1 protein-coding gene is annotated in these 1427 nt (G+C 65.6%); it reads left to right on the top strand.

Annotated elements, in window-relative coordinates; all coding sequences use genetic code 11:
* Positions 1 to 111: 111 nt before the first annotated feature.
* Complete coding sequence (locus ACIA03_RS30240) at positions 112 to 1404, top strand: ISL3 family transposase (RefSeq protein ID WP_396989210.1); 1293 nt, start codon at positions 112 to 114, stop codon at positions 1402 to 1404.
* Positions 1405 to 1427 lie beyond the last annotated feature (23 nt).

Raw genomic sequence — 1427 nt, forward strand, 5'->3', positions numbered from 1 at the left:
GGCTCTTGTGACGCTTCCATGGGTTCCTGCTCGCGCCTGAACGGCCGCACGCCGCTCCCGTCCTAGGTTTCTGGCTTGTCGAAGGTCAGTCACCATGGAACGAGGAACGGCGTGCGGTCAGCAAGCCTATGGCGTGTCCTGTTAGGCGTTGAGAACACCGTCATCGAGGACGTCGAGTTCGACGAGGACGAAGAGTTGGTGGTCGCCCACGTGCGACCGAAACGAAGCGCGCGGGGTCGCTGCGGTGCTTGCGGGGCTCGAGCTCCTTGGTACGACCGCGGCGAAGGACGCCGACGGTGGCGGACGCTGGACCTCGGCTCGACGTTGGTATTCCTCGAGGCCGACGCGCCGCGGGTGAACTGTCCAGTCCACGGGCCGACGGTGCGACAGGTCCCGTGGGCTCGCCACGCGGCCGGCCACACACGGGCGTTCGACCAGCAAGTCGCATGGTTGGCGACCCAGTGCTCGAAGTCGGCGATCACGCAGCTGATGCGGATCGCGTGGCGGACCGTGGGCGCGGTCATCACCCGGGTGTGGGCCGACACTGCACAAGGGATCGACGCCTTCGCCGGGCTGCGACGTATCGGAATCGATGAGATCTCCTACAAGCGCCACCACAAGTACTTGACGGTCGTTGTCGATCACGACACCGGTCGGCTGGTGTGGGCCAGCCCTGGGCGTGACCGTGCCACCTTGGAGGGGTTCTTCGACGCCCTGGAAGCCTCTGGGCCAGGCAGGTGCGCACAGATCACCCACGTCACCGCCGACGGCGCGGACTGGATCACCAATGTCGTGCGTGGCAGGTGCCACCAGGTGGTGCGGTGCGCCGACCCGTTCCATGTCGTCGGCTGGGCGACCGAAGCCCTCGACGCCGTGCGTCGCGACGCGTGGAACCAAGCTCGTCGCGCGGGAAACACCAAGCGCTACGGCTGGGGCGCTGGCCGTCGTCTCATCGTCTCTACCGGCCAGGCCAAGACCCTCAAGAACGCCCGCTACGCGTTATGGAAGAACCCCGAGAACCTCACCGAAAGACAGCAGGCGAAGCTGGCATGGATCGCCAAGTCCGATCCTCGGCTCTACCGCGCCTACCTCCTCAAGGAAGGTCTGCGCACCATCTTCCGGCTACCACCCGATGAAGCAGCACACGCACTCGACCGATGGATCTCGTGGGCCCGACGCTGCCGGATCGAGTCATTCGTCAAGCTCCAGGCCCGCATCGTCAAGCACCGCGAAGAGATCCTCGCAGCAATCGAGCACGGCATGTCCAACGGGCTGGTCGAGTCGATCAACACCAAGATCCGGCTCATCACCAGGATGGCCTTCGGGTTCCGATCTCCTAACGCCCTCATCGCCCTGGCCATGCTCAACCTCGGTGGCCACCGCCCCGTCCTGCCCGGACGATGACCCACGGATCAGTCAGAGGAGCC

Origin of the sequence: Nocardioides sp. NPDC051685, from assembly GCF_044453405.1 — a bacterium.
In the GTDB taxonomy this organism is placed as follows: domain Bacteria; phylum Actinomycetota; class Actinomycetes; order Propionibacteriales; family Nocardioidaceae; genus Nocardioides.